At 70.4% G+C, this 23,902-nt stretch carries 21 protein-coding genes; 8 read left to right on the top strand and 13 right to left on the bottom strand.

The features are described from left to right. Positions 1-352 precede the first annotated feature (352 nt). Together otsB and BJ999_RS06435 are read right to left on the bottom strand one after the other, a co-directional pair. Entirely contained in the window at positions 353-1,174 is an 822-nt protein-coding gene (otsB, locus tag BJ999_RS06440) for a trehalose-phosphatase (RefSeq protein WP_229810730.1), read from the bottom strand. 19 nt (positions 1,175-1,193) lie between these two features. Further along, on the bottom strand, positions 1,194-1,532 hold the full coding sequence (locus BJ999_RS06435) for a DUF3263 domain-containing protein (protein WP_179838357.1): 339 nt from the start codon (positions 1,530-1,532) through the stop codon (positions 1,194-1,196). 319 nt (positions 1,533-1,851) lie between these two features. Here BJ999_RS06435 and BJ999_RS06430 point away from each other — a divergent pair, with 319 nt between their 5' ends. Continuing rightward, positions 1,852-2,466 (top strand): MarR family winged helix-turn-helix transcriptional regulator, encoded by a 615-nt coding sequence (locus BJ999_RS06430; RefSeq protein ID WP_179832433.1) that lies wholly within the window; start codon positions 1,852-1,854, stop codon positions 2,464-2,466. On the opposite strand, the gene BJ999_RS41245 is transcribed toward BJ999_RS06430, so the two are convergent. The 6 genes from BJ999_RS41245 to BJ999_RS06400 all read right to left on the bottom strand — a co-directional run bounded on the left by BJ999_RS41245 (position 2,463) and on the right by BJ999_RS06400 (position 8,325). Beyond that, positions 2,463-2,759 carry an SHOCT domain-containing protein gene (locus BJ999_RS41245; RefSeq protein ID WP_218934967.1) on the bottom strand — a complete coding sequence of 99 codons (297 nt, stop codon included), beginning with the start codon at positions 2,757-2,759 and terminating at the stop codon, positions 2,463-2,465. The two genes, BJ999_RS06430 and BJ999_RS41245, sit on opposite strands and share 4 nt — an antisense overlap. Before the next feature lie 108 nt (positions 2,760-2,867). Beyond that, positions 2,868-5,009 carry a S8 family peptidase gene (locus BJ999_RS06420; protein ID WP_179832432.1) on the bottom strand — a complete coding sequence of 714 codons (2,142 nt, stop codon included), beginning with the start codon at positions 5,007-5,009 and terminating at the stop codon, positions 2,868-2,870. Positions 5,010-5,199: 190 nt separating this feature from the next. Next, positions 5,200-6,864 carry a solute symporter family protein gene (locus BJ999_RS06415; RefSeq protein WP_229810729.1) on the bottom strand — a complete coding sequence of 555 codons (1,665 nt, stop codon included), beginning with the start codon at positions 6,862-6,864 and terminating at the stop codon, positions 5,200-5,202. Next, complete coding sequence (locus BJ999_RS06410; RefSeq protein ID WP_229810728.1) at positions 6,861-7,100, bottom strand: DUF485 domain-containing protein; 240 nt, start codon at positions 7,098-7,100, stop codon at positions 6,861-6,863. Before BJ999_RS06410 ends, BJ999_RS06415 begins: the two co-directional genes overlap by 4 nt. Before the next feature lie 249 nt (positions 7,101-7,349). After that, positions 7,350-7,634, bottom strand: coding sequence for a GlsB/YeaQ/YmgE family stress response membrane protein (locus BJ999_RS06405; RefSeq protein ID WP_179832430.1), 285 nt, complete (start codon positions 7,632-7,634; stop codon positions 7,350-7,352). A gap of 31 nt (positions 7,635-7,665) precedes the next feature. Next, positions 7,666-8,325, bottom strand: a complete 660-nt coding sequence (locus tag BJ999_RS06400) for a TetR/AcrR family transcriptional regulator (protein WP_179832429.1) — start codon at positions 8,323-8,325, stop codon at positions 7,666-7,668. A 186-nt stretch (positions 8,326-8,511) separates the two neighbouring features. Between BJ999_RS06400 and BJ999_RS06395 the strand changes: the two genes are divergently transcribed. Then, positions 8,512-9,690, top strand: a complete 1,179-nt coding sequence (locus tag BJ999_RS06395) for an FAD-binding oxidoreductase (RefSeq protein WP_179832428.1) — start codon at positions 8,512-8,514, stop codon at positions 9,688-9,690. 5 nt (positions 9,691-9,695) lie between these two features. On the opposite strand, the gene BJ999_RS06390 is transcribed toward BJ999_RS06395, so the two are convergent. Continuing rightward, positions 9,696-10,994, bottom strand: a complete 1,299-nt coding sequence (locus tag BJ999_RS06390) for a cytochrome P450 (protein ID WP_179832427.1) — start codon at positions 10,992-10,994, stop codon at positions 9,696-9,698. Between the two features lie 125 nt (positions 10,995-11,119). Here BJ999_RS06390 and BJ999_RS06385 point away from each other — a divergent pair, with 125 nt between their 5' ends. Both BJ999_RS06385 and BJ999_RS06380 read left to right on the top strand, forming a co-directional pair. After that, entirely contained in the window at positions 11,120-12,259 is a 1,140-nt protein-coding gene (locus BJ999_RS06385; protein ID WP_179832426.1) for a serine hydrolase domain-containing protein, read from the top strand. A 47-nt stretch (positions 12,260-12,306) separates the two neighbouring features. After that, positions 12,307-12,684 (top strand): peptidase inhibitor family I36 protein, encoded by a 378-nt coding sequence (locus BJ999_RS06380; RefSeq protein WP_179832425.1) that lies wholly within the window; start codon positions 12,307-12,309, stop codon positions 12,682-12,684. 818 nt (positions 12,685-13,502) lie between these two features. Here BJ999_RS06380 and BJ999_RS06375 read toward each other — a convergent pair. Further along, positions 13,503-14,525 (bottom strand): DMT family transporter, encoded by a 1,023-nt coding sequence (locus tag BJ999_RS06375; protein ID WP_179832424.1) that lies wholly within the window; start codon positions 14,523-14,525, stop codon positions 13,503-13,505. Between the two features lie 545 nt (positions 14,526-15,070). On the opposite strand from BJ999_RS06375, the gene BJ999_RS43440 reads away from it, so the two are divergent. Beyond that, positions 15,071-15,388, top strand: coding sequence for a DUF6191 domain-containing protein (locus tag BJ999_RS43440; RefSeq protein ID WP_179832423.1), 318 nt, complete (start codon positions 15,071-15,073; stop codon positions 15,386-15,388). A 20-nt stretch (positions 15,389-15,408) separates the two neighbouring features. Here BJ999_RS43440 and BJ999_RS06365 read toward each other — a convergent pair whose 3' ends face one another. Continuing rightward, a complete protein-coding gene (locus BJ999_RS06365; RefSeq protein WP_179832422.1) occupies positions 15,409-16,074 on the bottom strand; it encodes a metallophosphatase domain-containing protein in 666 nt (221 codons plus the stop codon). 186 nt (positions 16,075-16,260) lie between these two features. Between BJ999_RS06365 and BJ999_RS06360 the strand changes: the two genes are divergently transcribed. Further along, positions 16,261-18,012 carry a hypothetical protein gene (locus BJ999_RS06360; RefSeq protein WP_179832421.1) on the top strand — a complete coding sequence of 584 codons (1,752 nt, stop codon included), beginning with the start codon at positions 16,261-16,263 and terminating at the stop codon, positions 18,010-18,012. 156 nt (positions 18,013-18,168) lie between these two features. Further along, positions 18,169-19,491 (top strand): tetratricopeptide repeat protein, encoded by a 1,323-nt coding sequence (locus BJ999_RS06355; RefSeq protein ID WP_179832420.1) that lies wholly within the window; start codon positions 18,169-18,171, stop codon positions 19,489-19,491. A gap of 186 nt (positions 19,492-19,677) precedes the next feature. Here BJ999_RS06355 and BJ999_RS06350 read toward each other — a convergent pair whose 3' ends face one another. After that, a complete protein-coding gene (locus BJ999_RS06350; protein WP_179832419.1) occupies positions 19,678-20,292 on the bottom strand; it encodes a hypothetical protein in 615 nt (204 codons plus the stop codon). A 990-nt stretch (positions 20,293-21,282) separates the two neighbouring features. Between BJ999_RS06350 and BJ999_RS06345 the strand changes: the two genes are divergently transcribed. Further along, positions 21,283-21,648, top strand: a complete 366-nt coding sequence (locus BJ999_RS06345) for a MarR family winged helix-turn-helix transcriptional regulator (protein ID WP_179832418.1) — start codon at positions 21,283-21,285, stop codon at positions 21,646-21,648. A 765-nt stretch (positions 21,649-22,413) separates the two neighbouring features. Here the strand turns inward: BJ999_RS06345 and BJ999_RS06340 are convergent. Continuing rightward, the gene (locus BJ999_RS06340) at positions 22,414-23,769 is read right to left on the bottom strand and encodes a pentapeptide repeat-containing protein (RefSeq protein ID WP_179832417.1); all 1,356 of its coding nucleotides are present in this window, start codon (positions 23,767-23,769) and stop codon (positions 22,414-22,416) included. Positions 23,770-23,902 lie beyond the last annotated feature (133 nt).

The following is a 23,902-nucleotide window of genomic DNA, read 5'->3' as shown; positions in this document are numbered from 1 at the left end:
GCGGAACCGGAGCGCCGGGCGGAACCGGGGCGCCCGGTGGCCGGACCGGCGTCCCGTCCCTGGGCGTGGCCCTCGGGATGCCCTGGGAGGGCGTGTGCCTGATCTCGCCTGGACGGCGCGGAAGTCCCGGCTCCGTGTCCACCGTCTAGCCTCCCGATGTCCCTCGTGCGACTCCCCCGTGAACCCGCACTCACCGCAATTCACCACATTTTGGCCTAATTAACCCCCCGTTCCACACCCGCCCCCGGAGTCTCGCGAGATACGACAAGTCGAGCCGTGACTCTTATCACCTGGCGAACAACTCTTGCCGTGCTCCGGCGCCCCCGGGGTGGCGCCGGGTCCGCGGGCGGAGTCAGGAGAGGGAGTCCGCGAGCGAGCCGAGGAGGTCGACGACGCCGGCGGGCCCGTCGACCACCAGGTCCGCCCGTCCGGCGAGCGCGGTGACCTCGGTCGAGCCGCTGCACACCAGCACTCCGGGCACGCCCTCGGCGCGCAGCGCGTCGACGGCGTCGAACGCGGCCAGGTCGCCGAGGTCGTCTCCGGCGAACAGCACGGCGGAGGGACGGGTCCCGCGGTCGTCGATGAACGAGCGCAGCGACCTGCCCTTGTCCATGCCGGGCGGGCGCAGTTCGAGGACGAACCGTCCGGGCTCCACCGACAGCCCGGTCCGCTCGGCGAGCGCGGCGAGGATGCCGCGCAGCCGGTCCAGCGCGACCTGCGGTTCGGCGCACCGCCGGGTGTGGACGGCGAGCGCCTGCCCCTTGTCCTCGACGAACGTCTCGGGCGGTGCGCCCGCGGCGGCGAGGACGCCTGGCAGCTTCGCGCGGGCCTCGGCGACGCCCGGCGGCGGCTCCGGCACGGTCAGCGTGCCGGACTCCCAGCGTTCGAGCCCGTACTGCCCGAGGACGACGAGCCCGTCGACGCCCTCGAATCCGCCGTACTCGACCGCCACGGCGGCGGGACGTCCGGTCACGATCAGCAGCGAGCCGACCAGCGGGGCCAGCCGGGCCAGGGCCGGCGCGGCGTCCGGATGGGCCCTCGCCGAGGCAGGGTCGGCGACGATCGGCGCCAGGGTGCCGTCGAAGTCGAAGCCGAGCACGGCCCCGGCCGGGTTCTCGTGGATGGCGTCAAGGCCTTCGGCGCCTGCGGCCGTCAAAGAGCGGGGAGAGTTCACATGACCAATGGTGGCCAGGTCAGGGCCGGATGCCGAGCCGCCGCGCGGCACGGCTGCGTTGCCGTTGTGTCCGCATCCGGCGCAGGCGCTTGACGAGCATCGGGTCGCACTCCAGCGCCTCGGGCCGGTCGATCAGGATGTTCAGGAGCTGGTAGTACCGCGTGGCCGACATGTCGAACGTCTCGCGGATGGCCTGCTCCTTGGCGCCGGCGTACTTCCACCACTGCCGCTCGAAGGCGAGGATCCGGCGGTCGCGCTCGGAGAGCCCGCCCGCGCTGAACGCGGCGTCGTCCGCCCCGCCCTCCGCGTCGGCGGCGGTGGGCTCGGTCGGGGGTGGCGGGGGTTGGCCGTCGTCCATGGTCCGGTCCTGCGGGGGGACGTCACCGCGGGGGTCACCGGGGGCGTTCGCCGCTCGCATCAGGTCCCCTCTGTGGTTACTGATCCCGGGTCGTCCGGGTTCGGGCGGGAGCCATGCTACGCGTCCGGGCCGACAAGTTCCGGCGGATCCCGGTGAACGGATGCCGGTGGTTCAGTGCATCACATCCCCGTTCACCTGGGGCTCTTTCGCTTCATGTGTCTCACGGGCAACGGCGTTCACGGCACGCCGCAACATATGTACTGTGCATACGTTAGAGTGGGTGATCCGCAGCGTCCGGCGTCCGGAACGGAGACCTTGCATGGCGACGGAGACCTCCGCCACGGGACGGACCGCCGAGCGGGACGCGCCCCGGGACGGGAGCCCTCCCGAACCCCCCGCCGAGCGCGCCCTCACCGAGATCGCGACCGCGCTGTTCCATCTGCGCCGCGTCTGGGCCAAGCCCGACCTCGTCAAGCGCGTCCGCGCCCAGACGGCGACCGCCACGGACGGGCGCCCGCTGCAGCTGTCGAACCTGATGGTGGTGAACGCCGTCGCCGCCCTCACCGCCCGCGAGCACCCGGACGAACCGTCCTGCGAGGTCACGGTCGGCGCCGTCGCGGAACGGCTGGAGGTCGACCCGTCCACGGCGAGCCGTCTCGTCGGGCACGCCATCGACGCCGGCCTGGTGTCCCGGCGTCCCTCCCCCGTCGACGCACGCCGCGCCAACCTCGGCCTGACCGAGTCCGGGCGGCGCGTCAAGCAGGTCGCCGACCGGTTCCGCCGCGCCTACCTCGACGACCTGATGACCGACTGGTCGGAGCGGGAGCGCACCGAGTTCGCGCGGCTGCTCAGCCGCTTCGCCGACGCCGCCGTCCGGGTACCGATGTACCCGGACGGCATCGACCGCATCTTCGAGGAGGCCGCCGCGGACTAATCGCCGTTGCGGAGGGCGGACATGCGGACGTGGTACTCGTCCTCGTCGATCTCGCCCCGGGCGAACCGCTCGGCGAGCACCGAGCGCGCCTTGGTCATCGGGTCGGCCGCCGCCCCGGCCGCCGCGGCGCCGTCGTGCATGCGGCGGCGGATGAGGTAGAACGCGGTGCCGAGCACGGCCAGCCAGAACAGCCCGAACGTGATCGGGAAGACCGGCCAGAACGCGGGTGCGTCCCCGTCGTGCCAGCCGCCGGGGTGCATCGCGGCCGCCTGCGTCGCCAACATCGTCAACATGGTTCATCGACCTTCCTGTGTTCGGATAAGTCGATGCTCGGTGAGAGTTGCGGGGGGCCGCATCGTCTGGCCGGAGGCACTCGCGCTACGCCCGCCGGAGTACCGCGCTCACCACCAGGGCGGCCGGTACTCCTCGTCGTCGCCGGGACGCGGGCGCCGCGAGTGGCGCCCGCGCGGCTCGCCGTCGGCCGGGTCCGGCGGCGGGACGGGCCCTTCCGGCGGTTCGACGCCGCCCAGGCCGGGCGGCGGGACGTCGGAGAACGCGCCGGCCGGTCCCTCGTCCGCGTGGGGTACGGGCGGGAGCGGCGGCTCGTCCGGCGGTTCCGGGGGTACCCCGGCGAGCGGAGCCGTCGTTCCGGGGTCGGGCAGGTCCGGTGTTTCCAGGGCGCCGCGGCGGAAGGCGTCCCACTCGTCGTCGTCGAGGACGGACGGCTCGTCCCGCGCCGACCCGTTGAGGCCCGCGCCGTTGTGCCCGTTCCCGTTGAGGGGGTCGTTCCCGTTGAGGGGGTCATGCCCGTTGTGCTTCCCGTGCCCGCCGGCGGGGAACTCGCCGGGGACGAACGGGCGCAGCTCGCTCGGCATGATCGGGGGCTGCTTCGGCTCGATGGGGGGCGGCGGCCGCCCGTCCCAGCCGGACGACGGCGCGGGCTCGGCGAAACCGGGGTCCGGCGGCGTGAACACGGCGGGGTCGGGCTCGGGCCGCGGGGCGTCCCAGAGCGGGGCGGCCTGCGGCGGGGCGCCCGGCAGCGGAGGCTCCTCGACGACGGCGGGCCCCGGGTAGACCTCGTTGTTCTGGAAGAGCGGCGCGTTGACCGGCGCGACCACCGGCGCCGCGTACGTCTCGGCGGGGGCCGCGGGCACGGCGGCCGCGGGTTCGCGCGGCGCGGCCGGAGCGGACGGCAGGCCGTAGTCGGCGACGGCGTCGGTGTCCCCGGCGTCCTCCTCGGGGCGCCGCCGCTGCCGCCACCCGAGCACGAGCCCGAGCACGACCAGCAACCCCCCGCCGCCGAGGACGAGCGGGAACAGCACGCCGGAGTCACGGCCGGGCGACTGAGCGGCCGGCTGGGGCGTCGCGGCCGGGGGCGGCGTCTCCACCGGCCCGCTGGAGGTCTTGTTGATCTGGTTGGCGGCGACGAGGGTGCGGACCGCGTCGACCGCCCCGTGGCATTCGGGCGACCCGGTGGGGTGGGCGGCGTGGGCCGGCGAGCCCTGGACGAGCGCCCGCCTGACCTCCTCGGGGCTCAGCCTCGGGTAGCGGGAGCGGACGAGCGCGGCGACCCCGGCGACCATCGCGGAAGAGGCGCTGGTACCCGTCCCGACGACGTAGCCGTTGCTGGCGTCCGCGCTGACGATCTCGACGCCGGGCGCGCACACGGCGGCGCCCGAGCGCCGGTTGCTGTCCTTCCACAGGCGCAGGCGACGGTCGAGCGCGCCGACGGCGATCACGCCCGGGTAGGCGGCGGGGAAGTTCCTGCGGTTCGCTCCCGAGCCGTCGTTGCCGGCGGAGGCGATGAGCACGACGCCCTTGGAGAGCGCGTACCGGATCGCCTTCTCCTGCGAGGGCGTGCCGTTGTAGGACTGGCGGCCGCCGCCGAGCGACATGTTGATGATCCCGGCGCCGTGGTCGACGGCGTACCGGATGCCCTGGGCCACCGCGTCGCGGTCGCCGCCGGCGCCGGACTGCTGCCCGTTGTCGCGGCGCAGCGGGTCGTCGTTCTCCAGCGTGACGCGGATGGACAGGACGTTGCTCAGCGGCGCGACGCCCATCATGCCCTGCGACAGCTCGGGGCCGTGGCCGTGGCCTGCGATGATGCTGGCCATGGACGTCCCGTGCAGGCCCCAGTAGCGGCTGCCCGGACGGCGGACGCCGCCGGTCAGGTCGGGGCCGGTGACGACCCGCCCGGTGAGGTCGGGGTGCCGTCGGTCGACGCCGGTGTCGAGGACGGCGACCGTGACGCCGCGTCCCCTGGAGTACCGCCACGCCTTCTGGGCGCGCAGGACGTCGAGGTGCCACTCGCGGGAGCGGATCTGGTCGGTCGGGGCGTTCAGCAGCGGCCCGGCCACGGCGCCGGCCGACGCCCCGCGAACCGTCCGGCCCTTCGCCGGGGTGTCGGAGACGATCGCCGCGGGCACCGCCACGGCGGCGCCGAGCGTGAGGGCGGTGAGGGCCGCGGTCGTCCGGGCGCCGAACCGGAGCAACGGCACGGCCGGTCGGGCTTGCGCAGGACGGCGCCGACCGGCTTCGGACACGCCGCCCCTCCCTCTGGCTGACCGCCGTGCTCCACGGCGGGTGACATTCTGCCACGCGAACCGCCCCTGGCCCGGGCACTCGGCACATTAGGGCACGGTCTCGGACAGCGCGGATCTTCCCGGCTCAGCCTTCCGTACTCACGGGTAATCAAACCGGGCACGGCATGCTAACCCGTGGGCGCCGTCCGGGTCACTGTGATCCTGCACCCGTCAGCGCCCGGACCGACAGGTCGTCGTAGCGGTCCCGGTCGGCCTTCTCCCGTCCGGCGAAGGTCCCGGCGACCGCGCACGCGAACCCGATCGGGATCGACACGAGGCCCGGGTTCTCCAGCGGGAACAGGTGGAAGTCGACGCCCGAGGGGAACAGCGACAGGCTCTCCCCCGTCACCGGATCGACCTTGCCGGACACGACGGGCGAGAAGACGACCAGCACCAGCGACGCGACCAGGCCGCCGTAGATGCCCGCGACGACCCCGGCGGAGTTGAACCGGCGCCAGAACAGCGACAGCACGATCGCCGGGACGTTCGCCGAGGCGGCCATCGCGAAGGCCAGCGCCACCAGGAACGCCACGTTCAGGTCGCGGGCGACCACCGCCAGGACGATCGCCAGCGAGCCGACGAGGAACGAGGCGAACCGCGCGACCGCGACCTCCTGCGACTCGCGCGGGCGGCCGAGCATCAGCACCTGGCCGAAGTAGTCGTGCGCCAGCGACGTCGACGACGCCAGCACCAGCCCGGACACCACCGCGAGGATCGTCGCGAACGCCACCGCCCCGATGAACGCCAGCATGACGTCCCCGCCGGCCCGTCCGCCGACGTGCTGCCCGACGGCCTGCGCGAGCTGCGGCACCGCGGTGTTGCCCGACGGGTCCTGGGCGACGATCGCGGACCGCCCCACCAGGGCCGCCGCGCCGAAGCCGAGCGCGAGCGTCATCAGGTAGAAGACGCCGACGAGGCCGATCGCCCACGACACCGACGTGCGCGCGGCGCGCCCGTCGGGGACGGCGAAGAACCGCGCGACGACATGCGGCAGGCCCACCGTGCCGAGCACGAGGGCGAGCGCGAGGCTGATGAAGTCGAGCTTGTTGACCACGGTCCGGTAGGCGTCGCCCGGGACGTCCTGCCCGTACTGGAGCCCGGGGCGCAGGAACGCCCCGCCCTTCCCGCTCGCGTCGGCGGCCGACCCGAGCATCGCGCCGGCGTCGAACCCGAACCTGCCGAGCACCAGCGCCGTCAGCACCACCGCCCCGGCCATCAGCAGCCCGGTCTTGATGATCTGCACCCAGGTCGTGGCCTTCATCCCGCCGAACGCCACGTAGAGGATCATCAGCGCGCCCACCGCCACGATCGTGACGGTCTTCGCGGTGCCCGCGCCCATCCCGAGGAAACGCTCGCCGCGGTGGATGCCGAGCAGCAGCGACACCAGCGCCCCGGCCCCGACCATCTGGGCGAGCAGGTAGAACACCGACACGGTCACGGTGGACACCGCCGCGGCCCGCCGCACCGGCGCCTGCCGCCGCACCCGGCGCACCAGCACGTCCCCCATCGTGAACCGGCCCGCGTTGCGGACCATCTCGACCAGCAGCAGCGCGAGCAGCCACGCCACCAGGAACCCGATCGAGTACAGGAACCCGTCGTACCCGTTCAGCGCGATGATCCCGGCGATGCCGAGGAACGAGGCCGCCGACATGTAGTCGCCGGCGAGCGCGATCCCGTTCTGCGGGCCGGTGAACGTCCGCCCGCCCGCGTAGAAGTCGTCGGCGCCGCGCGTGGTCGCCCGCGCCCGCACCGTGATGGCCAGCGTGATCAGGATGAACGCCAGGAACAGCCCGAACGTCAGCGCGCGCCCCGTCACCGCAGCTCCCCGGCCAGCGGGTCCAGCCTCCGGCGCGCGTACGCCAGGTATCCCCAGGTCAGCGCGAACGTCGAGACGAACTGCAGCAGCCCGAGCAGCAGCGCGACGTTGACGTGCCCGGCGACCGTCCGCGCCATGAACCCGCGAGCGAACGCGGCCAGCCCGACGAACACGAGATACCACCCGAGGAACCCGGCCGTGACCACGACCGCCGCCCGCCGGAACCGCCTCCGCAACAGCAGGAACCTCTCATGTCCCGCAACGGGCGCAAGTCCCCCCGCCATTCGGTCCCCCTGCCCTTCGTTACTCTCCGCGTCCTTTCGGTCGCCCTATGAGAGCAAAGATTCGCGGACCGCAAGCACCGTTTGACGAGATCCGCATGGCGGCGGCCGGAGACGGCCAAACGGCCGCCGCAGTGGAGCGGTGGCCGCGACCGCCCAGGTCAGGCGGGGACGATGGCGCTTGGGCCCTTACGGGGACGGCGGTCAGCGTTCGTAGCGGCGATGGCCGCGCCTGGCCCGGAGAGCGGCGACGATCGCGACCCCCAACATCGCCAGGCCGATCTGGAAGACCAGTTCGATCCAGTCGATCCCTCTCGTCGTGGACACCCCGACCTTCTGCGCGACGGCCGTCCCGATGAGCGCGGCGACGATACCGACGATCACGGTCATGATGACGCCGATCGGCTGGCGGCCGGGCAGCAGCAGCCGGCCGAGCGCCCCGATGACCCCACCGATGACGATCGCGGTGATGATGCCTGTGATGTTCATGTCCTGGCCTGTGCCCATTACGGCCCGGACGTCACCTTTCCGGGTCGCCGCCCATGGACCGCAGGTCGTCGAAGGTCAGCGCCGGGCCGCCGAGCTCCTGGGGACGTCCGGCGGGACCCTCGGCGCGCAGGCCGTCGATGAGCAGGTCGAGATGCCGGTGCGCCAGCTCCTCGCCCGTCTCCCGCGGCAGCGGGCCGGGCATCGGGCGCGACAGCCGCACGAGCATCATCCCGACATCGCCGTGCGTGACGTCCGGACGCAGGTCGCCGTCCTTCTGGGCGGCGGCGACGAGCCCCTTCATGACGGCGACGCCCTCGTCCCGGGTGGCGGCGATCTCCTGGTCGTCGAACGGGATCTGATCCAGCAGGACGGGGAAGACGGCGCCGATGCGGATGTCCAGCACGCGGTGCATGTAGCGGACTAGGGCGGCGAAGGCCGTCTGCTCCTCGTCCCGTGCGCGCTTGACCTCGTCCCGGGTGCGCTCCAGGGCGTCCAGGGCGACGGCCCTCGTCAGCGTCTGCCGGTCCGGAAAGCGCCGGTAGAGCGTGGCGATGCCGGTGCCCGCGCGCCGCGAGATCTCCTCCAGCGGCGCGCCCGGCCCCTGCTCGACGAACACCTCACGGGCGGCGGCGAGGATCCGGTCGCGGTTGTCCCGCGCGTCGGCCCGCAGCGGCCGCTGCTTCGTACCCATGTGCCCCAGCGTAGTGGAGGCCCGTCCTCCGATTCTATTTAGTCACGAATATTGACTATCAAAGACCCTGACTATAGCGCCGACGGGCGAGGTCATCAGAGAAGTCGGCCGCCAAGTGGAGACAGAACCTCCAGCTAGTGTTACGGTGAAGCTAAGTGGAGAAAATTCCTCCGGAAGGCAGAGATCATGAACACCGCCGTCCAGCCCCGCACCCGCACCGCCGAGCCGCCGACCGTCGACGCCACCGGTCCCGCGGACGTACGCGCCGCGATCCTCGCGTCCCGCGAGCGCGGCCTGCCCCTGACCGTCCAGGCCACCGGGCACGGCACCGTCGTCCCACCGGACGAGGGGCTGCTGCTGAGGACGTCCCGGATGTCCCGCGTGCTCGTCGACCCGTCCCGCCGCATCGCCCGCGCCGAGGCCGGCGCCCGCTGGAGCGACGTGATCGCCGCCGCCGCGCCGCTCGGCCTGTCGCCGCTGTCGGGCTCGCACGCCTCCGTCGGCGTCACCGGCTACACCCTCGGCGGCGGCGTCGGCTGGCTGTCCCGCCGGTTCGGCTTCGCCGCCGACCACCTGCTGCGCGCCGAGCTCGTCACCGCCGACGGCCGGCACCTCACCGCCGACGCCGGCCACCACCCCGACCTCTTCTGGGCACTGCGCGGTGGCAGCGGCAACTTCGGCGTCGTCACGTCCCTGGAGTTCCGGCTCCACCCCGTCTCGACGGTCTACGCGGGAGTCGCGCTGTTCCCCGGCGAACGGGCCGCCGACGTGCTCACGCGCTTCCGGGACGAGGCGCCCACGCGCCCCGACGCGCTCACCGTCTCGGTCGCGCTGACGAACCACGCGGACTACGGCCGGGTCGTCGCCGTCCGCGCCGTCTACGCGGGAACCGCCGCAGACGGCGCGCGCGCGTTGCGCTCACTACTCAAGGCCGCGGGTCCGCCACTGCACGACGACTTCAGGACGATGCCCTACGCCAAGACCGAGTCGCTGGGCGGTACTGCGCCTCTCCACTTCCATCTGTACGCCGGTCTGCCCGACGCCCTCATCTCTGCGATCGCCCACAGTGACGCGTCCGGGATCGAGGTGCGGCACTGGGGCGGCGCCATGGCGCGTCCCGCCCCGGACGCCGGCCCGGTCGGGCACCGGGACGTCCCGTTCTCCCTCACCATCGACGGCTCCGCTGCCGACGCCGCTCCGCTCGCCGCCTTCGCGACCGGCGGCTCGTTCCTGAACTTCCTGCACGACATTTCCAGAACGGCCGCCGCCTACACCCCGGAGAACTTCCGGCGGCTGCGCGAGGTCAAGCGCGCCTACGACCCGCAGAACGTCTTCCACCGCAACCACAACATCCGGCCCGCCTGAGCGACCTACCTCCGCATGACCCGCATCGGAAGGGCCCCGGCAGGACGGAACGTGATCTCCGCCCGGACGGGCACGGCCACGCCCGGCACCAGGTCGAGCCGGTGCGTCCGGGCGATGGTGGCGAGCACCAGCGTCGCCTCCAGCATCGCGAAACCGGCGCCCACGCAGATGCGGCGCCCGCCGCCGAACGGCAGGTACGCGTACCGGGGATGCTTCTGCTCCCCCATGAACCGCTCCGGCTGGAAACCCTCCGGATTGGGCCAGACCTCGGCGTTCCGATGGATCAGATACGGCGGCACGGCGATCGTCGAACCGGCCGGCACCCGCACTCCGGCGACCTCGTCGTCTTCCAGCGCGTCGCGCTCGATGGTCCAGGCGGGCGGGTAGAGCCGCATCGCCTCCGACAGGACCGCCCTCGTCCACGGCAGCCGGTCGACGTCCTCGGCCTTCGGCTCCCTTCCGCCGAGAACCTCGTCCACCTCGTCCTCCAGGCGGTCTCTGGCCGCCGGGTACTTCGACAGGAGCATGAACGTCCAGGCGAGCGAAGCCGCAGTGGTCTCGTGCCCTGCCAGCAGCAGGGTCAGAACCTCGTCGCGCAGCTCCGCGTCGCTGAACTGACCGCTCTCCTTCAGGAGATTCAACAGTTCGCCACCGGACGAGCCCTTCACGACCCGCTGGACCATGCCGTCGAGGTGCTCCAGAGCACCCCCGAGCCCCGGCACCCGCTGATACACACCCCGCTTCGCGGTCACCCCGGGCAGGAAGGTCCCGGCTACCGCAGCCCTTTGGAGGGCCTCGAGCGCCCGCCCGGTCTTCTCGGCTTCCCCTTCGAGCTCGCTGCCGAACAGCGCCCGTCCCACGATGCCCAGCGTGAGCCGCCGCAGTTCCCCCGCCGCGTCCAGCGCGACCCCGTCGGGCCACCGTCCGACGGCTTGAGCGGCCGTGTCGACCATCTGCGACGCGAACCCGACGACATGCCGCTGCGCGAACACCGGCTGCACCACCCGCCGATGCCGCCGCCACGTCCCGCCTTCACTGGTCAGGAGCCCGTCCCCGAGGACGGCCCGGAGCGGCCGGTACGTGAACGCCTTCACGTAGTTGTCCTGGTTGGCGACGAGGATCCGCTCCGCATGCTCGGGGCGCGACAACAGGAAGAACGCCCGATTCCGCCCGAACGGCACCCGCACGGCGTCCCCGTAGCGTCGGGCGAGGGCCCCGTAGGTGTCGAGCGGGCTCCGGGCCATCCGCCCCCACCACCGGACAGCCTCGACCGCCCCCGGCCCCCGCACACCCCGTTCGTCCATGCCTCAACCGTAGGAACCGTCCCAGCCCACGACAACCCACTCCTCGCTCCCCAATACGGGTGAGGGCACGGATGGCTCACACGCTGGATGTGCGCCCGAAGCGCCGCTCCTTATCGTCCCGATGCATGATCACAAGAAGCCTGATCCCCCGCGGCGCTGCGGCCGTCGTCCTGGCCCTGGCTGTCGGGGCCTCGGCCTCCCCGGCGAACGCGGCCACGCCCCGCCCCACGAACCTGCGACAGGTGGTGGAGAGCCTGAGCGGTCCGGACGGCGCTCCGGGGGCGCTCGCGCAAGTCCACGACCGGCACGGCCGTCTGACGGCCACCAGCGGAGTCGCCGACATCCGGACGAACACGCCGGTCAACCCCCGAAGCCGCTTCCGGATCGGCAGCCTGACGAAGCCGTTCGTCGCCACCGTCGTCCTCCAGCTCGTCGGCGAAGGCCGCGTCGAACTCGACGCTCCCGTGGAGCGGTACCTGCCCGGCGTGGTGCGCGGCGCGGACAACGACGGGCGGCAGATCACCGTCCGCCAGCTGCTCCAGCACACCAGCGGGCTGCCGGACGTCCTGGACTACATGTCACCGCTGGAGGTGCTCAAGGACCCGCTCCGGCACTGGGAGGCCCGCGAACTGGTGGACATCGCCCTGCCGCACCAGCGGGAATTCGAACCCGGCAAGGGCTGGGGCTACTCCAACACCAACTACCTCCTGGCCGGGATGATCATCGAGAGCGCGACGGGGCACCCCTACGGCGAGGAGATCCGCCGGCGCGTGATCCGTCCCCTCGGACTGCACGACACCTTCGTCCCGACGGACGCCCCCGGCATCCCCGGCCCGCATCCCCGCGGCTACGTCCGACCGCAGTCCGACCTGGTGGACATCACCCGCCTCAACCCGACCGTCGCCGGAGCCGGAGGCGGCATGATCTCCAGCGCCTCGGACCTCAACCGCTTCATGGCGGCCGTCCTCCGCGGACGCCTGCTGAAGCCGGCACAACTGCGGGAGATGCTGACCACCCGCCCCACGGGCCGCACCTCGGGCTCCGAGTACGGCCTGGGACTGGAGTGGATCCCCGTCAAAAACTCGTCCACCTGCAAGGACGGCTTCTGGAGCCACGATGGCGACATGCTCGGCTTCAGCGTCCGCACAGGCGCCACCACGCACGGCCGGCAGGCCACCGTCATGGTCAACCTGAACCCGGGCGGCGGGCCCGCTCTGGACGAAGCCATGAAGGCCGCTCTCCCAGATGCCCTGTGCGGCACCTGACCGAGCCACACTCACAGTCGGTAGCAATCTGACCACATAAGGCCATCGTGACCGGCTTCGCGGCCTCGACCGCCGCCCAGGCCGCCACCGTCACGACCCGGCCGGCCCTGGCGGACCTGCCGCCCGGCGTCGTCCAACTCGACGACGGTGAGGGCTGTCCCCCGGCCACCCTCTGCCTCTACCAGCACTACAACCGGCAGGGACCGGCCTACGGCATCGGCGCCGGCTACAAGGTCGACCTCAACGCCCTGCCCATGGGCGACCGCACCGCCGCCGACAACGTCTCCTCCTGGGTCAACAACACCCACAGCCTGGCCGTACTGATCGACGCGGACAAGGACGAGGACCGTCCGCTGTACCCCGGGCAGCCCCTGGAGGAGCCGCCGTCCGACAACGACACCGTCGACCTGGTCGACTGGGCCTGACGACTTAGGCCTGACCCGCTTCCCCCCGCCGTCCGGCCGGCCACGTCCCACCCCGGCCGGACGGCCCTCGTCTTGCCTGCCACCCAGACCTGATCGCGCCGTCGAGCCTCCGAACTCCCCGCGAGGCGCGGGCATGGCGAGGGCCCCACCACATTGATGGGGCCCACGGACCGCTTATCAGCGGTGCCAGTCGCGGACGATCTCATAGACCGACCGCGTCAGTGAAACCAAGGCTCCAAGAGCCCACGGAGATCGCAACCGAATACGGTCGCTTCTCTGGTTCCCCTCGAAGGGCATGGCCGACTCCTCCTCTTCGATGGGGGCGACCCTCTGGCTGCCCGCCCCGCCGCAGGCGGGATCGCACCGCTCACCGAAGATTCGACGACCGTTTTGCCCTCTGCTTCAGCAGGCTAGGTGAGTTCGTCGCCCGCGGCCATCCGGGCTTCCACCGGTTCGGAACCGAACCTGTTGATCTTTGACACGGCCCCGAAACACCTGCGGCCATCTCGCGGGCAACGCCGCAGGATATGCCCCGCAATTCGGTCGCTCGGTCACCCGCGACCTCTGCCCGGCACACCGTCGCACGATCACGCACCGACCTCAGGTCCGTTGTGCTTGCGCCCCGACACGAGAACGCAGCCCCGAGGTATTCCTCGGGGCCGCATCATATGAGCGCACCCAAATACAAGCGCGCCAGTTCACCTCCTAGCTCGGCATCACGCCTGCCAGAAGTCGGTTCTGCCCACGCCGGAGAATGTCCGCCCCGCGCTCGGAAGCACCATCGGCACTCCCTTCGCACTCGGCGTCCCGGCGGGAGCCTAGTAGTTGTACTTTGCGACCTCCGCCGCTTTCTCGTCCTCTGAGCCGGTCAGCGCGGCGTTGAGCAGCGAGGCGATCAGGATCGTGGCGATCCCGACCATGCAGATCAGGCCGACGCCCTGGCCGAGGACGACGAGCCCCACCACGCTGGTCAGCGCCGGCCCGTTGGCCGACAGTGCACCGGCCAGCCTCTTCGGGAGGTGGAGCGGCGCCTGTGCGAGCCAGTAGAGGGCGCTTCCGGCGACTCCGAGGAGACCTGCGACGGCTCCGCGGATGACGACCTCCCCGGTCCAGTGGACCAGAAGCAGGGAGGGTGCTCCGAGGAGCAGGCCGGCCACCATGGACAGACCCGTTCCCTTGAGCAGGATCCCCGCATGGGCCATCGCCTTTCCCCCCGACACCATGACGGCGGAGGACACCGCGCCGCACAGGGCGGCCAGTACGCCGACACCGTCGATGCGCTGTCCCCAGGGGATCATCAGGGCCGCCCCGACCGCCGACATCAGCGGCAGAAGCAGCGGAAGTCCCTTCCTGTCGTCCCTCCACGCGATCGCCATGGCCATGGCGATCGGGCCGAGGGTCGTGATCGCGTTGCCGGCCGAGAACGGCAGCCTCGTCACGTAGAACTGCGCCAGGAGATTGGCGCTGACGAAACTGATCAGGAAAGGCAGGACCGTCAGTACCCACCGGTGCTTCCGCTCCTTCTCGACAAGACGAGAGAGGAGCCTGTGCGCCGGGGAGAACCTCTGGGCCGCGCGCGAGAGACCGGCGAGGATCCGATCGCGCCTTCCGGTGTGCGGCACGGCGTCGAGGAGACGGTTCTCCTGCAGCCGCCGACGCGCCGCCATGAGCAGCGCCACATAGAGCGGGGCGCCGAACAGGTAGGTGATGGTGGTCGCCTGGAGGGCCGCCACCTGGTGATCTACCGTCAGCGGCTGCATGACCGCCGTCGTCGTGCGCTGGAAGATCGCCCCTCCGACATGCGATGCCGAGGCCGCGACCAGCCAGAGCGAACCGACCACGGTCGTGACGAGCCATACCTTGGCGCGCTGTGGGTGCCCCGCGAGCCACCGCGCGGCACGCCGCGGGTGACGGACCACCCATCTGTAGAAGCCGCCGAGATGGCGAAAGAGCCACTCCGGCGACGTGAACCGAACTTTTCTCCTATAGTTCACGTACGTGTCCTTCTTTTTGTTTGTGTTTGCTGCGCATGCCTAGCAATGCGCAGGGTCTGACGCCTTTGGCGGTTATGCTCCCGAAGGCGGCAGGGCCATCACCCACCGTCCAGGAAACCGGCCGGCGGACAAGCGCCCGCCTCTAGAACTTCGATCTCATGCGGAATTGGCGATTATCGGTCGCGCATTTTTCCCGCCATGATCACACCGAATCCCCGGGCTCGACCGTTGGAGGCACTCCTCCGGCACGGCCGGCAAGCCCAGTGCCGCGTCCCACCACTACGTCGGTGACCACCGGGGTGGAAGCGGGCGCAAGAAAGGCGTCGCCTCGTGCCGCCAAGAACGAGGCCGCCACGCGGAACCGCTGATGAGCGGGGCCCGTTGGAAAGACTGTGGCAGTCATCGCGTTCGTCACGATCCCCGGGCTCGTGATCGCGCTGGTCGTCTTTGCCGTCCTCGACCGCGTCGGCCTGTGGGCGCACCGCAGGTTCCACCTGCCGTGGAGGCGGGACGAGGCGGGCCGTCCGGTCTCCACGGCCGCCGTCGGCGAACTGGACGCCTTCTTCCACGGCACGCACCGCCATCAGCAGGAGCAGCGCCGCTCCTCATTGATGTTGCGTGACGACGAGAACGACGGCGCGCCCCCGCGCACACACGTCGACCTCGAATCCGGAACCGTCACCGTGCGGCGTCCGCCCGGCACCGCTTGATCGATCAGGCCGGGCTCAGTTCAGCGGGTTCGTGCAGGCGGCACGATCTCGCCCGCGGCGCCCGAGGTCTCCAGACGCACAACGGTCGGGCCGCGCTCGCCCTCCCACGTGGTGACGTTGGCGAAGGTCGTCTCCCCGTGGCGCCAGAGCCCCCCGTCCTGGTGGATGTGCCCGAACAGGTGCAGCTTGGGACGGATCTGCCGCACCCGGGCCAGCAGGTCCTCACAACCGTGGCGTCCGGGGTAGGCGTTCGCGTCACCGATTCCGAGCGGAGGCCCGTGCGTCACCAGGACGTCGACGCCGTCCGGAATCAGGGCCCATTTCTCCGCGAGGGGACGGCCCCGGGGAAGATTGAACGCCCACTCGTTGAACTCCGGCTGCCAGGGACTGCCCCAGAACGTGACGCCGTCGATCTCCGTTCCGCCGTCCTCCAGATAGCGGATGCCACGGTCGGCCAGGACGGCGCGAGCACGTTCGGGCTCGTCCAGGAACATCCAGTCGTGGTTGCCCGCGACGACCACCTTCGTCCGATGCGGAAGGGCTTGGATCCAGTCCGCGGCGTCCTCGAGTTCTTTGAGGTCCTTGCCGCGCCGACACAGGTCACCGGCGTGCACGAAGACATCGCCCCAGGGGACGGCGAGGTCATGGTGAAAGGTGTGCGTATCGGCGACCGCGACAATCCGCATGACGCAAGCGTACTGAGCCTCCGCACCGCCATGAGAAGAACGACAATCGGTTCGCCCGATCAGGTTGAACGTCCGCGGGTGAAGACGTCTCCGCAGCGTCCGCCGCTTCCCCGACGTCCCGTCCAGGGGCCGGTTCACCAGGCGGAGCGCCCTCCATCCGCGGATTCGGCCAGCTAGAGTGCGCGCGTGGGATCGGTGATCGGGTTCGACTGGCAGGCGGTGGTCCACCGGGACTTCGACGTCGACCTGGACCAACCCGGCCGGCGCAGTGGCGCGGCGCTGGAGGCACTGCTGGCCGACCTGAACGTGGAGGCCGGAACCCCGTTCACCCTCGGCGACTGGGTCGACCGGCTGGGCGCCGCCGCGAGCGCGGGGCCGACCGCGTTGCTGGAGCGGCTCACCCACCCGGACCCGCGGATCCGCCGGATCCTGGCCGTCGTGCTCACCTACCAGGACATACCCGACGATGCGGTTCCCCGTCTCCGCGCCGGCAGCGCGAGCGAGCCGGACGCCCCGACCAGGCTCGCGCTCCTGCTGGCTCTCGGCCGGTACCCCCTGACCCATGACGACCTGCGGCGCTGCCTGGATCGCGAGCCGTCCGACGCGCTGGGCGCCGCGCTCGGCCTGCTGCTGCACAGGCCCGAGGCGGTGGACGACACGGTCCTGGACGCACTCACCCATTGCGGCGGCGAGGCCGGATCGGCCCTGGCCGAACTGGCCTGGGGCGATCCCGAGTGGGTCGGGCTCCCGCCGCGCGGCTCCGTCGAGGCCGTCGACGGCTGGCTTCACCCCACGCCCGAGCTGCACTCACGCTGGCTGGCTCGGATGCTGGAGCGGGTGAGGACCGGCCAACTGGACGCAGCGGCCACCCGGATCCTCGTCGACGCCGCAGACCGCCTGTTCCAGCGGTTCCCCGAACACGCCCCTACCGTCGCGTCCCTGCTCCGGCACCCGGACCCGGCCGTACGGCGAGCGGCCGTGGCCACGAACCATCTGCCGTCTCACGACGGGTACGCCGATGCCCTGGCCGCCTCCCTGAGCGACTCCGAAGTCTCGGGGAAGGCCCTCGTCGCGCTCGCGCGGCACGGTGATCCTCGATGCGTGCCCCCACTTCAGCGGCTGATCCGCCACGGCACGCTGGACCTCCAACTCCAGCACCGGTTCCGTGCGGCGTCGGCGCTGGCCGAGCACCTCTGGCCCCAGGCCCGAGCACGCCTCGCCAGTTCTCCCTCTGCCGGCGAGGCCGAGGCCCTGCTGTCGTGGATCGCGGAATGGCCCGACGGAGAACAGGCCGTTCCTGAGGTCACCGCCGTCCTGGAAGGTCTGATCCCGCGTCTCGACGTCCCCGCCCCCGACAGCGGTGAGCTTGAGACCGCCGGCGCGTGTTGCATGTTCCTGCGCAAATGGGGTCTGGCCGACGAACGTGCGCTGACCGTCCTCCGGCGGGTCGCGTCGGGCCCGGACCCGGAGACCGGCCTCTCCGCCGTCCGCGCTCTGATGGGCCTCGGCGAACCGGCCGACGATGAGGTCGTCGGCCTGCTGCTGAACGTCCTGGATCGTCGCCGCCGGTTCGGCCGCAAGGCTGGACGCCGCGGCTGGCGCTTCGACTCCAACGCCTGCGGCTGGCTTGGCGAACTCGGCCCCCGGGCCCGTGCGGCCGTCCCCGCCCTGCGCACCCTGCGCGACGACCCCGCCGAACCCGCCCGCGCGTCCGCGGCCTTCGCGCTTTGGAGGATCACCCGCAACGCCGACGAGGCGCTGCCCGTACTGATCGAACAGATCCCCGCCGACCCGGTGCGCACGCTGTACGACCTCAGCCTGATGGGTGACGCGGCCCGCCCCGCCCTCCCGGTCCTCCGCGACTACGCCGCGGGCGAGGGCGACGTGGCGAAACGCGCCCGGCAAGCCCTGAGACGCATCGAACCCAACACCCGATAACACCGGCGACTCCGGGATCGGGACGTATCGCGGGCGTATCGAGATTCGCATACGCCACCGCAACCCCCGTCCGTCTTCAGTGAGAGCAAGGACCACAACGGTCCGTGCCGGGCATGCCGCCCCGGCTCGGAACGTGATCACGGAAGAGGGGAAAACTTGCCTGACGACGGGACATGGGATCGGCGCTCGCTGTTGCGGGGCGCGGCCGTGGTGGCCGGTGCCGCCGCGGCGGCGCCGCTGCTGGGCGGAACGGCCAGGGCGGACGCCGTCGGGGACGCCGACGCGTTGTTCAAGGCGGGGAAGTTCGAGCAGGCCGGCCGCGCGTACGAGGAGATCCTGAAGAAAGACCCCGCGAACCTGCACGCGGCCCGCCGGCGCGGCTACGTGGGGCTACTGAGCAACAGGTTCCCCGAGGCGGAGAACTACCTAACGATGGCTCTCAAGCTGGCGCCCGACGACAAGGAGACCAACACGCTCCTGGGCGACTGCTACATCAGGCAGGACAAGTTCGCCCTCTCCGCACCGCGCTGGGAGGCGGCCGGCGAGGACGCCTACGCCAAATGGTTCGCGGCGGTCGGCGGCGACGCGTACGAGATCCACGGCGACGTCGCGCGGGTGCCCTGGCAGCAGGTGGACCCGGAGCCGCAGATCGAGGTCTCGGTCAACGGCGGGCCCCCGAAGCTCTTCAGCTTCTACACCGGCGCCGGGTGGCTGGGCATGTCCGCCGAGGTGGCCAGGGAGGCGGGTCTGCGGCCCGTGCACAAGGTGAGGAGCGACTTCGAAGGCCACATCATGTGGTCGTACTACGGGGTGCTGGAGTCCTTCAAGCTGGGCGACATAGAACTGCGCAACATCCCCGTGAACTGGTCGGAGCCGGAGTCACCCGACGACGCGCCCGTCAGGACCAACGACGGCCTCATCGGCACGTGGGTCTTCTACCACCTGCTGACCACCTTCGACTACGCGAGCGGGGCGCTGATCCTGCGCCGCCCGACTTCCGAGGCGGCCGGGAAGGTACGCGCCGACGCCAGACGGGCGGGCGCCAAGCCCCTGCCGCTGTGGCTGGCCCGGGAGCACATGTGCCACAGCAGGGGCACCTTCACCGGCGACGCCGGCGCCGGAACAGGTGTGGTGGGCGTGAACCTCGGCGGAGTCGGCGAGATCCTCGCGGGCATGTCCGGCGAAACGGCCAAGCAACTGGGGATCCGCACCGACGGCGACCGTCCGATCGAGACCTTCGGACACAGCCACCCGACCGTCACCTACCCCTGCTACCCGAAGGAGGTCCGCCTCGGCGACGCCGCCGCCAACGACGTCTACTGCGAGTCGGACCCGAACATGCCGGTCAACGTGCCCTGGCCCTTCGGGCCGGGATTCGACGCGATCGGCCACTTCGCCCACTGCTTCTACAAGCCGTACAACGTCACCCTCGACTTCACCGCCATGAACCTCTACATCGCCCGCGGCAAAGCCGCCTGACCACAGCCGGGACGGACGCCGGCCGAGTCGACGGGACGCCTCGCTAGAAGTGGCCCCCGGATGTCCGGGGGCCACAGGTCGGGTGGCCTCGGATGTCCGAGGGCCACCGGAGGGGCGGCCCCAGGGGATCCGGGGGCCACAGGTGAACCGCGACGGCCTCGAAGTCAGTCGACTACCGAGCCGGCGCTATCGGGTGGGTGCGTCCCTCAGCGCTCGCATGAACGGAAGAACGCCCCGCGGCGGGCCGGGGAGGACCAGGTCGACCCCGTCCTGCAGGTTGCGAACACCTACCTTGAGGGTCGGGATGCCCTCCTCGCGGCGCGTCCGGTCGAGCTCCTCCATGATCACCATGTCGGGCATATCCCCCACATCCATGATGACGGAGGGCTCGAACGGAACACATTCCTTGAGGATCCGCTGGAGCGCGACCTTCTTGTCGAGGCCCGCGGGTGCGAGCTTGACGAAGCCGCGGTCCTGCAGCAGCGTCAGGTCCCCAGCGGCCTCGGCGATGTCCCCGAGTTCGCTGACCAGTCGCTCGACCACCGTCTGGTCGGTGTTCCCCGGGTAGAGGAACGCGAGCGAGTGAGACTTGGCGTAGATGCACTCGGTGTCCAGACGGAGGTCCTTCACCACCTCGTGCAGTTTTTCGTGGGCCGTGCTCAGCCCGGACGAGGGCTCCACCAGCTCGCGGCGGGTCTGCGTCTCGCAGTCCCAGTGCTCGCAGGCGAGTTGCCCCCACACATGACAGCCGGGGACAGCCAGGCCGATCTCGCTGACCTGGTTGTACGCCCATCCCGTCAAGATCCCATTGACGGCGTACCGTTCCCCCAATCGGGGGAGCTCCCGACGAACGTCGAGGTCGAGCTGCGGTGTTCCTCCGGACGGGGCGAGCTCCAGAGTCGCTCCGTTGAGGTCCCACAGCACGACGGCACGCTCGGGGCACTCCATAAGAGCGTCCCAACCGTCCCGTGCCTCCTTTGTCCGGAGGACGGAACGTACGTCTCCTCCCTCGTAGAGAGGGAGGTCTTCTCGGCGCGAGTTTCCGCATGCCGATTTCATGGGGTACTCCCGGTTTTTGTTTGCTACGTGGCGTCCCTACTTTTCTCGCCACTGGTGAAAACCGTCCGCCACTCCGCATCGGACGCAAGAGCCCCGGCAAGCCGTCGCGGAAGGAGAGCCACCGAAGCCCCGGATACATCAATCAATGCCGGGTTCGGAGACTGAAAGTGAAAGCCCTTCAGCCCAGGGGCGACACCCTGCAACGCGGACGGACGACGTGACCACCAATTCGTGCAGTGGCGTAGTCTCGGGAGACCGCCCGCGTCGAAGACGCGGCTTCAGGACATGCAGCACGCAGGCAAACGACCTGCGGTGATGCTGTGGCAAGCTTCAGCAACAACCAGGAAGCGGTAACCTCACGCCGGTCACCGGGGCGAGCAACGCGTCCACCCACTTAACGGACGGACCAAAAGGCCTCAATCGTCCGACATTAAATCGCGAGGCACTCGGCGCACGTGCGACAAGCCGCTAACCGCACCGCAGGCGGCCCTTGCACTTCCCCCACGGGCCCCGACTTGGCGGCGTACAAACTCCGTCAGAGCGGCCGCAGGCCATCACATAGCGATGCCATAAGCGCACTAGGGGATTCTGACCCTCGCCATCCCCAACAATCAGGGTCAGACGGTGACAGGCACCTTTCCAGCGTCCTCCATCTGGACACTCCCCCGCTCCAGCCACCCGTGCCGCCGACCGGTCCAATCGCGGGACCTCGCCATGAGGGACACTGGGACGGTGACCACCGACGACGGCCGCCCCAGCCCGCCAGTGACGAGCACCTCCATCTTCCTGCTGTCACTGGCACGTCGAATCGAGACCGAACTCAACGCCCTTCTGGCGCCGCTGGACCTCACGGTCAGCAGGCTCGGGCTGCTCGCCCACATCGGCGTCGTGCCGGGGGCGTCGTTCAGTGATCTGGCGCGCATGTCGGGGATCACCGTGCAGAGCGCGCACGGAGCGGTGAAGGCGCTCGCCGCCGCGGGCCTGGTGCGCGACGGCAACGCCCGCGCGGGTTCGCCCTCGACACTGCAGATCACGGCAGAGGGAGGCCGCCTGCTGGAGGCCGCCCAGCGGGCCGCGGCCGAGGTCGACGACCGCTGATCCTGGCCCAAGGGACGCCGCTGCACGTGGCCAGAGCTCCTCGAGCATGCAGGCATCGCCATCGCAAAGGACACCTACGGTCACCTGATCGTGGACGACAAGCGCGCAGCGGCCGGGGCCATGAGCGGCGCTTTGTTCGGCGGTTGATTCCCGTGGCTCCCACGGTGATGCGAGAGGCCCCTTGCGATCGTCGCAGGGGGCCTCTGAGCTGGGAGCCGGCGAGGGGACTTGAACCCCTAACCTTCTGTTTACAAGCGAGATCAGCGATGTCCAGGCATGTCTCCACGTGCCCGCTGACCAGCGCCGCAACCTCCCGAACGTCCACACCCGTCCAAGATCATCCGACCCCGTTGTTAGCACCGCCGTTAGCACCCACGCCCGTCCCGGAGGGTGCGTCCGCGCGAACGACGAGACGCTGTGACAGACCGCTTCGCGCGGGCGTGGCCTCCGGCCCGCGGGGGGCTGGGGGTCGCGAGACCCCGCTTCACGCTCGCCCAACCGACGCATGCTCTCCTACGCTCGGCAACCTTCGTGCCATTACGCTGTCACCGTTGCCGTCAACTCCCGGCAGTCTGGAGGAAGGCGACACGCTGTGCGGTCAGGTTGGGTCGGGCCTGGTAGCCGGCACTAAGCCAGGCTGTCTGAGTGTGCCTGGGACCCGTGGCACACCATGCAGAGTGATTGAAACGCCCCGGGGCAGTCGAGCAGGCTGCGCCCGGCAGACTTCCGTGGGGCGTTCGGTTGGGGCGCGCCAGCATGGTCACGTCAGCCTCGGCGAACGAGTCGGGCTGCCCCGGAAGAATCAGGCGTCGTGTGCCACGGACCTGGCCACACGTGGTCGCCGTCCGGATGGCTAACCACGGCATCCGCAAAATCAGGTTCGCGCGCGAACCGCACTTCGCTGAACCTGGCCCCCCTATGGAACTGCGCTTCCCTGAACGAGGTGTATCCGTCGAATTGCGCACCGTCGAACTTGGCGTCGCCGCTGAACTGAGTTCCGCCAACCACGTCCCCGTCAAACTTGGCGTCGCCACTGAACTTAGCCCTTTCGAACTCGGCATTCTCACTGAAGTGCGCTCCGGCGAAATCAGCGTCTCCGTCAAATTGGGCACCGTCGAACCTGGCGTCCCATCCGACCTCGATGTCAATACCAAATTGGACCCCGACGAACCAGGCGTGCCCGTCGAACCGGGCTAGGCTGAATGTAGAGGCTCTGTCGAACTGAACCCCGGTGAAGTGGGCATCTCTGCTGAAGTGGGCCCCGTCGAACTTGGCGTTCCAGCCGGAATCGAGGTTTCCACTGAACTGAGCCCGGTCGAACTTGGCATCTCCGCCGAACTGGGCGTCGGTGAAGGTGGCTTGTATCGGTCGGCAGTGACTGAAATCGAAATCGACCAGGTGGGCGCCCGTGAGATCCACAATCATGCCGTCCCAGTAGGTAGCGGGGTGGGCCTGGCCGGGTGGAGTAGTGGTCAGGTGACGCTGGAGAAGCCGCTGAGCGGCAAGGCGAACTTGGAGTTCTTGTCGAGCAACGTAGCTAGCGGGGTCTAAGGGCGTGCCGGGCTCGGGTTCCTCTCCCTGGCTCGTCAGTGGTGGGGGAAGTTGGAAGGGCATGCGCAGATAGGCGCAGACGACATCGGTGACGGTCTGGCGGTGTTGGGGGTGGTCGTGCGCGAGGCGTTCCAGCGAGTACAGGCCACCGAGCCGTACGGCGGCTTTGTCGTGGCCGAGCTGCTCGACGGCTTGGGCATACAGGTCGGTGACCCGCCGTTCGGTGGCGTCGTACTCGGCATGGGACTGGATGCGTTCAGCACGTTCGCCAGCGGCCTCGTCGACGCGTTGACGACGGTACGCGGTGATCAACGCGACTAGGGCACCGACCCCGGCGACCAGAGCGAATACCAGCTTGAGCAGCTCCAGTTGTGCGCCGGTGTCCAACGGCTTGGGTTTGGCGTGCGATGGTGAGCCCAGCAGCCAGGAAATGAAGAACCAAGCGGCGACCAGAAGTATCACGGCCGCCGTGAACGCGAACGTCAACGCCCGGCGGATCGACCACAACCCTAACGCCTCGTGCGCCTTCTTGGCCGGCCGATGCCCCGGTGTCATGCCATCCTCGCCCATAGTTCAACCTTAGGGACGCGGCGGCAGCGCAACAGGCGGTTCCTCCAGGTTGAGAAAGCATGCCCGTGCCTCACGGCCTGTTCATTACGAGTCTCACGAACAAGATCCACACCCGTCCAGCCTCGTCCGCTGA

Source organism: Actinomadura citrea (genome assembly GCF_013409045.1).
Taxonomy (GTDB): domain Bacteria; phylum Actinomycetota; class Actinomycetes; order Streptosporangiales; family Streptosporangiaceae; genus Spirillospora; species Spirillospora citrea.
This window is presented reverse-complemented; position numbering and strand designations above follow the sequence as displayed.

Coding starts and splice junctions, on each gene's coding strand:
- BJ999_RS06405 (WP_179832430.1), bottom strand. CDS start 7,634: ATGAACATCACAGGCATCATCACCGCGATCGTCATCGGTGGGGTCATC.
- BJ999_RS06390 (WP_179832427.1), bottom strand. CDS start 10,994: ATGGACGAACGGGGTGTGCGGGGGCCGGGGGCGGTCGAGGCTGTCCGG.
- BJ999_RS06395 (WP_179832428.1), top strand. CDS start 8,512: ATGAACACCGCCGTCCAGCCCCGCACCCGCACCGCCGAGCCGCCGACC.
- BJ999_RS06340 (WP_179832417.1), bottom strand. CDS start 23,769: ATGGGCGAGGATGGCATGACACCGGGGCATCGGCCGGCCAAGAAGGCG.
- BJ999_RS06435 (WP_179838357.1), bottom strand. CDS start 1,532: ATGGACGACGGCCAACCCCCGCCACCCCCGACCGAGCCCACCGCCGCC.
- BJ999_RS06365 (WP_179832422.1), bottom strand. CDS start 16,074: ATGCGGATTGTCGCGGTCGCCGATACGCACACCTTTCACCATGACCTC.
- BJ999_RS41245 (WP_218934967.1), bottom strand. CDS start 2,759: ATGTTGACGATGTTGGCGACGCAGGCGGCCGCGATGCACCCCGGCGGC.
- BJ999_RS06385 (WP_179832426.1), top strand. CDS start 11,120: ATGATCACAAGAAGCCTGATCCCCCGCGGCGCTGCGGCCGTCGTCCTG.
- BJ999_RS06400 (WP_179832429.1), bottom strand. CDS start 8,325: ATGGGTACGAAGCAGCGGCCGCTGCGGGCCGACGCGCGGGACAACCGC.
- BJ999_RS06430 (WP_179832433.1), top strand. CDS start 1,852: ATGGCGACGGAGACCTCCGCCACGGGACGGACCGCCGAGCGGGACGCG.